Annotated in this window: 4 protein-coding genes; all 4 read right to left on the bottom strand. The window is 46.7% G+C overall.

What is annotated here, in order from left to right:
• Nucleotides 1-224: 224 nt before the first annotated feature.
• The 4 genes from KDK16_RS00995 to KDK16_RS00980 all read right to left on the bottom strand — a co-directional run bounded on the left by KDK16_RS00995 (nt 225) and on the right by KDK16_RS00980 (nt 6,356).
• Nucleotides 225-1,616, bottom strand: a complete 1,392-nt coding sequence (locus KDK16_RS00995; protein WP_257254908.1) for a Ran family GTP-binding nuclear protein — start codon at nt 1,614-1,616, stop codon at nt 225-227.
• A 346-nt stretch (nt 1,617-1,962) separates the two neighbouring features.
• Complete coding sequence (locus tag KDK16_RS00990) at nt 1,963-3,129, bottom strand: hypothetical protein (RefSeq protein ID WP_257274287.1); 1,167 nt, start codon at nt 3,127-3,129, stop codon at nt 1,963-1,965.
• Between the two features lie 478 nt (nt 3,130-3,607).
• Complete coding sequence (locus tag KDK16_RS00985; protein WP_257274285.1) at nt 3,608-4,855, bottom strand: hypothetical protein; 1,248 nt, start codon at nt 4,853-4,855, stop codon at nt 3,608-3,610.
• A gap of 106 nt (nt 4,856-4,961) precedes the next feature.
• Nucleotides 4,962-6,356 carry a hypothetical protein gene (locus KDK16_RS00980; protein ID WP_257254911.1) on the bottom strand — a complete coding sequence of 465 codons (1,395 nt, stop codon included), beginning with the start codon at nt 6,354-6,356 and terminating at the stop codon, nt 4,962-4,964.
• Between the last annotated feature and the right edge of the window lie 156 nt (nt 6,357-6,512).

The following is a 6,512-nucleotide window of genomic DNA, read 5'->3' as shown; positions in this document are numbered from 1 at the left end:
CATTGCCGCAAAGAATGAGTGTTTAATAATTCTATCCTTGCATTCTGGTTTACAGAGAAGAGGGATAGATCAACAAATAAACGTACTTCCTGTCAAAATCAAGGAAGCGTTCACCTCTAATCAGGCAACCAACAAAGTCTTGTCGGGCAGCGTGAGAATAACATCAACCAAGAAGCGCCTCATTGCAGAAGTTTGTCCCGGGCCGATTGTTTTTCAGGGGTGCATCATATGTCATCATCATCCTCAGGGAGGGGGACGCTCTTAGCTTGTTCGAGTTCTGCCTCATATCTAAGGACCTGCTCCCGGCTTATACTCACTTCAGGAGGCAGAAGCGCAGGGGCTTCTACAAACTGAATTTGTTCAGTTTTGGCCAGCTTCTTAATTAAATGGAGGAAAGGCTTTTCGAAATTGTAATTTGATTTGGCTGACATATCAAAATACTGAAGGTTCTTCTTGCGATGAAAATTTATATTTTTAGCCCTAACCTTCCTGTCCTTGATATCAACTTTATTACCAACAAGTACAATAGGTATGCCTTCACACACTCTTACCAGATCCTTGTGCCAATTGGGAACACTCTTGTAGGTAACCCGCGACGTTACATCAAACATGATAATTGCACAATCGGACTTAATATAATACCCATCTCGAAGTCCTCCGAATTTCTCCTGACCGGCAGTGTCCCAAACATTGAATCGAACAAGACCGCGATTAGTGTGAAATTGAATAGGATGGACTTCAACACCGATTGTGGCCACATATTTTTTCTCGAATTCACCAGTAATGTGTCGTTTAACAAATGTCGTCTTACCCACACCACCGTCGCCAACCAGAGCCAGTTTAAAAGTTGCCACCGGCACCGCGCTGAAAACCTGATGCCCGGAATCAGGTGATGGTCGCAGCCTGCAGACGCCAAGACAGGAATCGACGTAACAATCTAAACCCAATGTATGTTGGTGTTGTTGAGGATTTTGACTACCGCCGCCAGAGCCAGAAGACACGGGAAGGATAGCGCCTGTCATGAAGGAGGCCTTCGCCCCTGAGGCTTGCTGAGCAGATGATGCTGTTTGCTCGTTTTGTTTTTGGCTTTGTTGTTGGCCATTTCCGGGGAGCATCATAGTGGTGATCGCAAACGGGTCATCCTGACTTGCCTTCGGTTGATCCATCAGGTTGAACAGCGGAGAATCAATGCTCAAATAGCTTCGTAAAAGACAGCCGACAGCCAAAAACGCTTCCACAGGTATCCATGAATAAGGCTTTAAGCCAGAGGCATCACGAGCAGTCATAACCAGTTCGTAAGCAGTCAGGAAATGCGTAGCATAAATCAATTGCCACGGGACCGACTCAAAAAAGGACGTTTTTACCCCATAATTACCGAATCTCTGAGGTTTTTCATCAGACGGCAAAATCGATTCTGCATAACCGTTTATGTCAGCAGGGTATGACGGACCGCCCGACAATGAATGCGGGTGGTCTGGCTTTATGGAAAAGCTCCATTCTGGAGAGCTTGCCTGTTGAAGCTCGACGGCAAAGCCTGTCGTCAGTGAGTCGGCCTGAGAGGTAGCTGACAAATAGAACTGCAACAACAGCAGTGTCGCTGAGAATGAGTTTTTCATGACTTTATCGTTACTCTTATCTTGCAGTTTTTAGGAAGAAGGTAGACCAAGAAAGTGATGGATCAAGAAAATAAGCATCTTTTTCTGTCAAAAGCCAAAATGTCACCGGGCAGGAATTCTTAAGGAAGAAGATCGCAGTATACAAACCACCCTTAGCCTTGAAAAAAGATCGCTAAGAAAAAATCGGACGCTTTTTTATTTGCCGGAACCCCGGCATTAGATCAATTGACGACGAATGTCTTTCAGAAGCAATGTCTGGCACGACAGGATAGACAAAAGCTTTTCTGCTGTCCGGTAAAAAATCGAAAGGTATGTGGAGATGCCACTTATCAACACATTTGTGTTTTCAACGCCTTCTATCATTCCATCTAATACGGTGGCCATCTTGATGGCATCGTCTTCTGTGGCTCCCCAAACCTTCACTATTACTGAAGATCCTTCCACATAGATGCGCTCCGCCATCCGAGAACACTATCACGTCACAAATTCGTGGCTCAGTATGATATTTTCTTCTATGATGCGACCGTCTGATATCACATCCATCTCGGTGACATCTTCTTCTGTGACGCCACAACCCTGGAATATTACTGAAGATCCACCCACACAGTCGCTCCTCACCATCCCCTCCGCCCACTAACGCGTCGCAAAATTGTGCCCCGGTATGGTCTCTCATTTTATGCCCGAACAGCCTTTCGTCATCCCTGAAGGCAGCCCCGCATGGCATTCGCTTTCCATTCTCCGTGATCAACACCACGTCACAGACAAATTCGCTGGTATGAGCTCCATTGGCAGCCCCTGCATTCATTGATCGTAATGTCGAACTTTTTCCGGAACTCAGCGATCCATCAGCGGGTTCTCTGATTCCGGAAGGTCGGAATCTACAAACGCCATGACAGGAATCGACAAAACAATTTAAGCGCAAAGTATGCCGGTATTGCTCAGGGTTTTCTTTACCGCCGCCAGAGCCAGAAGACAGGGCACTGATGATAGACCCACTAAGCTGGATGGCGGTTGCCCTTAAGGCATTCTGACCGGATGATTCTGATGGTTCGTTTTGTCGTTGGCTATTTCCGGGGAGCATCATAATGGTAATCGTAAACAGGTCACACTGACTTGCCTCTGATTGTTCCATCGAGCCAGACAGCGGTGAATCTCGATTCCAATAGCTTTTCAAAAGCCAGCCGGCAGCGACACACACATCTGTTGGGAGCCATGAATAAGGTTTGAAGCCGGAAGCTGCATTAGTGTTCAGGACCAGTTCGTAAGCCACCAGCAGACTCGTGGCATAAAGCGATTGACACGAAATAAACTCAATAAGGGTCGTTTTCAACTCATAACCGCCAGGTCCATGTGGATTAGCATCAGGCGGTAAATCTGACTCCGCGTGGTCATTTGTGTCAGCAATATCTGTCGATTTAAGCGACAATGTATTCATGTCACACTTTGTAGAAAAACTCTGGGTTATTGACCCCAAATTATTTTCTTGAAACTCTACAACTGCACGTCTTGTCAACGGTTCGGCCTGACAGATGATAGATAATGACTCTGGCAGCAACAGCAGTGCCACAAAGAATGAGTTTCTCACTATTTCATACGTACATTCTGATTTGTAGAGAAGGAAGAAACATAGATCAAAAGAGTGATAGATCAATAGAATAAGTGTGTTTTTATTTCAACTGAAAAAACGACAGAAAAGTTGCACCGGGTAAAAAAACCACCACTACAAAACTGTCGCGATCTATTTTATTCGCCCGAATCCGGGAATTACCGCAAAAGGCGGCAAATGTCTTCCAGAACATTACCCGGAATGATGGGAACGTCTACTTTGACAAATAAGGCACTGTAACTTCCAGAATACTGCTGGCTAGAGCCACTGCCGGATGTCATCTACCTTCACTATGAACTTGGCGAATTTGCCGTCACATGTTGCAGTTGCCTCCATAGATACCTATCCCTCCCGAAAGCACGTTTTGTGCCGTTTAGAAGCCGAATCACTCTTTATCTTTCGATGGACTGAGGTCATGTTCCCCACCATCAGGCCCGGTTTTTTGGCGTACGCTTTGGTAATTCCCGGGCTCTTCAAGATTCCAGAAGAACTCTCCATCGTTCCCGAAGTTTGCCGACACAGATTGGTTGACCGTTTTGGGCTCTTGGCGTCTTCTTTTGGAAACAGCGTTTAAATACTTACGTTGCTCCGATCGTCCGCTACCACTACCGTGATCTCTTTTTTGATGATTTAAAAGAGCCTTGAAATTAATACAGATCGTCCCGCATCCACAGGTTACTGGCTCGTAGTCAATTGACCCGGCCGCATCATTTTCAAAGGCCGCTCCTGCACTCAGTGTATAGTTATTTATTGGGTCGATCTCCATCGTAAACGTAAATGCATCGGCGTATAGTTGAAAGGGTTGTGTTTCTGTCATTGCATGATGAGCGTGTTCTGTCGAATTTTCTATGGAATTCGGTAACCCTTCAGTTGATTCACCATCGGCGAATAATTGCTGCAGTTTACAAACGCCACTACAGGAATCAACGTAACAATTTAAACCCAAAGTATGTTGATGTTGTCCAGGGCCTTCGTGACCACCGCCAGAGCCGAAAGACAAGGAGTTGGTGAAACAGCTTGTATGGGTTGCCATCCCTGAAACTTGCTGCCCGGATAATGTTGCTTTCTGGTTTTGTTGTTGACCTTGTTGTTGACCATTGCCGGGAAGCATCATAGTGGTGATTGCAAACGGGTGATCCTGAATCGCCTCTCGTCGCTCAACTTGTTGCTCAAGCAGGTCAAGTTCTTCAGTCGGGCTATAGAGTGGTGAATCGGGGTTCCAATAGCTTTTCAAAAGCAAGCCGACAGCCACAAACGCTTCTGCTGGTACCCATGAATAAGGTTTGGAATTTGGAGAGCCGCCATTGGTGGCCAGCACCAGTTCGTAGGCAACCAGCAGATGGGTGGCGAAGAGCAAGCGCAACGAAATGTAATCAACAGTTGTCTTCTTTGCTTCGTCATTGCCAACTCTGGGTGGTTTGTAATCAGATGGCAGATCTGATCCTGCCAAGGCATTTGTGTCTGGAATGACTGATGGGTCGCCTGGTAACATATTCGGGTCGCGCTTTATAGAAAAACTCTGTTTTGTCTGTTCAAACTCGACAACAAATCTTCTCGTCAACGTTTCGGCCTGACAGATGACAGAAAACGAAAAAAGCAGCAACACTAGCGCTGTCGAGAGCGGGAGTCTCATTATTCTATCCTTTCATTTTCATTTTGATTAGTAGAGAGGGGAAAGATAGATCAGGAAGGCGACAGATCAAGAAAGGAAGCGTGTTTTAGTCCGGTAGGAAGCCGGATCAGTCTCTACTTTCTTCTGAATGACTGGGGTCATCATCCCGCCGGGCATCAAACTTGCGTTTTCGATGCATTCTTATGTGATACGCTAGCTCTTCAGAATTGCGGCAGACCTTTCCGCATGACTGCAGACCTCTCTCTCCAAGCACTGACTGAACGCAGTTTTTTGGCCAGAAGTGGTATTCTGTTTTGTGAGACATCATGGCTTGATCATTATCAAAGGAGACCCAGCATGGATCCCATGTGCCATCCATCCGGACCACTATGTCGCCACAAAATTTATGTTTGGTGTAGCCTTGGTCTCTTCCCATTTCTTCGATGTCATCAATCAACCACTTAAGTGGCGTCCAGTGGTCTCTTTTTTTATGACTCTTCAGAGCCGTAGCATTCTTGCAGACCGTCCCGCATGACCGCACCTTGTCATCCTGCCCAACCTCTTTCACGTCACAGGTGAGTTGCCCGATGTACTCACGCCCATCAGCGCGAGTTGCACCAACGGCCCCCGAATCCGCTGAGTGCAAAGAGGGCCAATGATTTGTCGGGTTGATATCAATCGTAAATAGATGGGATTGTTGCTGAAAGGGTTGTACTTCTGTCATCACATGAGGACTTTGCCCTGTCGAACTTTCTTCCCAATTCAGCGCCCATTCAGCGGACTCTCTGCCGTAGGATGATGGTCGGAGCTTACAAAAGCCTCGGCAGGAATCTACATAACAATCTAAACCCAGAGTATGCTGATGTTGTTCAGTACCTTCATTTCCATCGCCAGAGTCGGAATCAGGGGGACTGGTGAAAGAGCCTGAAAGTCGGAAGCTGGTCGCCCCTGGGGCTTGCTGTCCGGATGATGCTGACGGCTGGCTTTCTCGTTGGCCATTTTGGCTTTGTCCGAAAAGCATCGTAATGTTCATCACGAACGGATCACCCTGACTTGCTTCCGGTTGATCCGTCCGGGTAAACAACCATGAATTTCGGTTCCAGCAGCTTTTCAAAAGCGAGCCGACAACGACAAACGCTTCGACAAGTATCCATGAATGAGGTGTGCCACTCAGAGCGGCGTCATGGGTGGTCATGGCCAGTTCGTAAACAGCCACCAGAGTGATGGCGTCAAGTAAGTGCCACGAGATTGACTCAAAAAAGGACGTTTTCACCTCGAAACCGCCAAGTCTGTGTTGTTTGCCAGCTCGCAGAGAATCTGATCCAGCACAGCCGTGTGTGTCGGCATAGTATGAAGGGTTGCCTGACAATGCAGGCTGTAAAGCCTTTATGGAAAGGGTCCTGCCGGGGGAGAATCCATCCTGTCCAAGTTCGACTATAAAATGTCTTTCCAATGTTTCGGCCTGACATATGACAGACAAAGAGAGCAGCGACAGCAACGCTACTAAAAATCGTTTTTTCAAAACTATACCCTTTGCCCCTTGCATCTGTGATACACACCATGCTTAGACATAAAAAACCCGCTGCTGCAAAAAAGGGGTATTCGAAATAGAGCCTTCTGAGTCTATGACAAGCAGAAATCAATCACTTGACTTTGCATCATCAAGCTTTCGTTTTCG

The sequence above is a fragment of the Endozoicomonas sp. SESOKO4 genome (assembly GCF_024606275.1).
The sequence above is the reverse complement of the archived record's forward strand: the minus strand, read 5'-3'. Positions and strand labels throughout refer to the sequence as shown.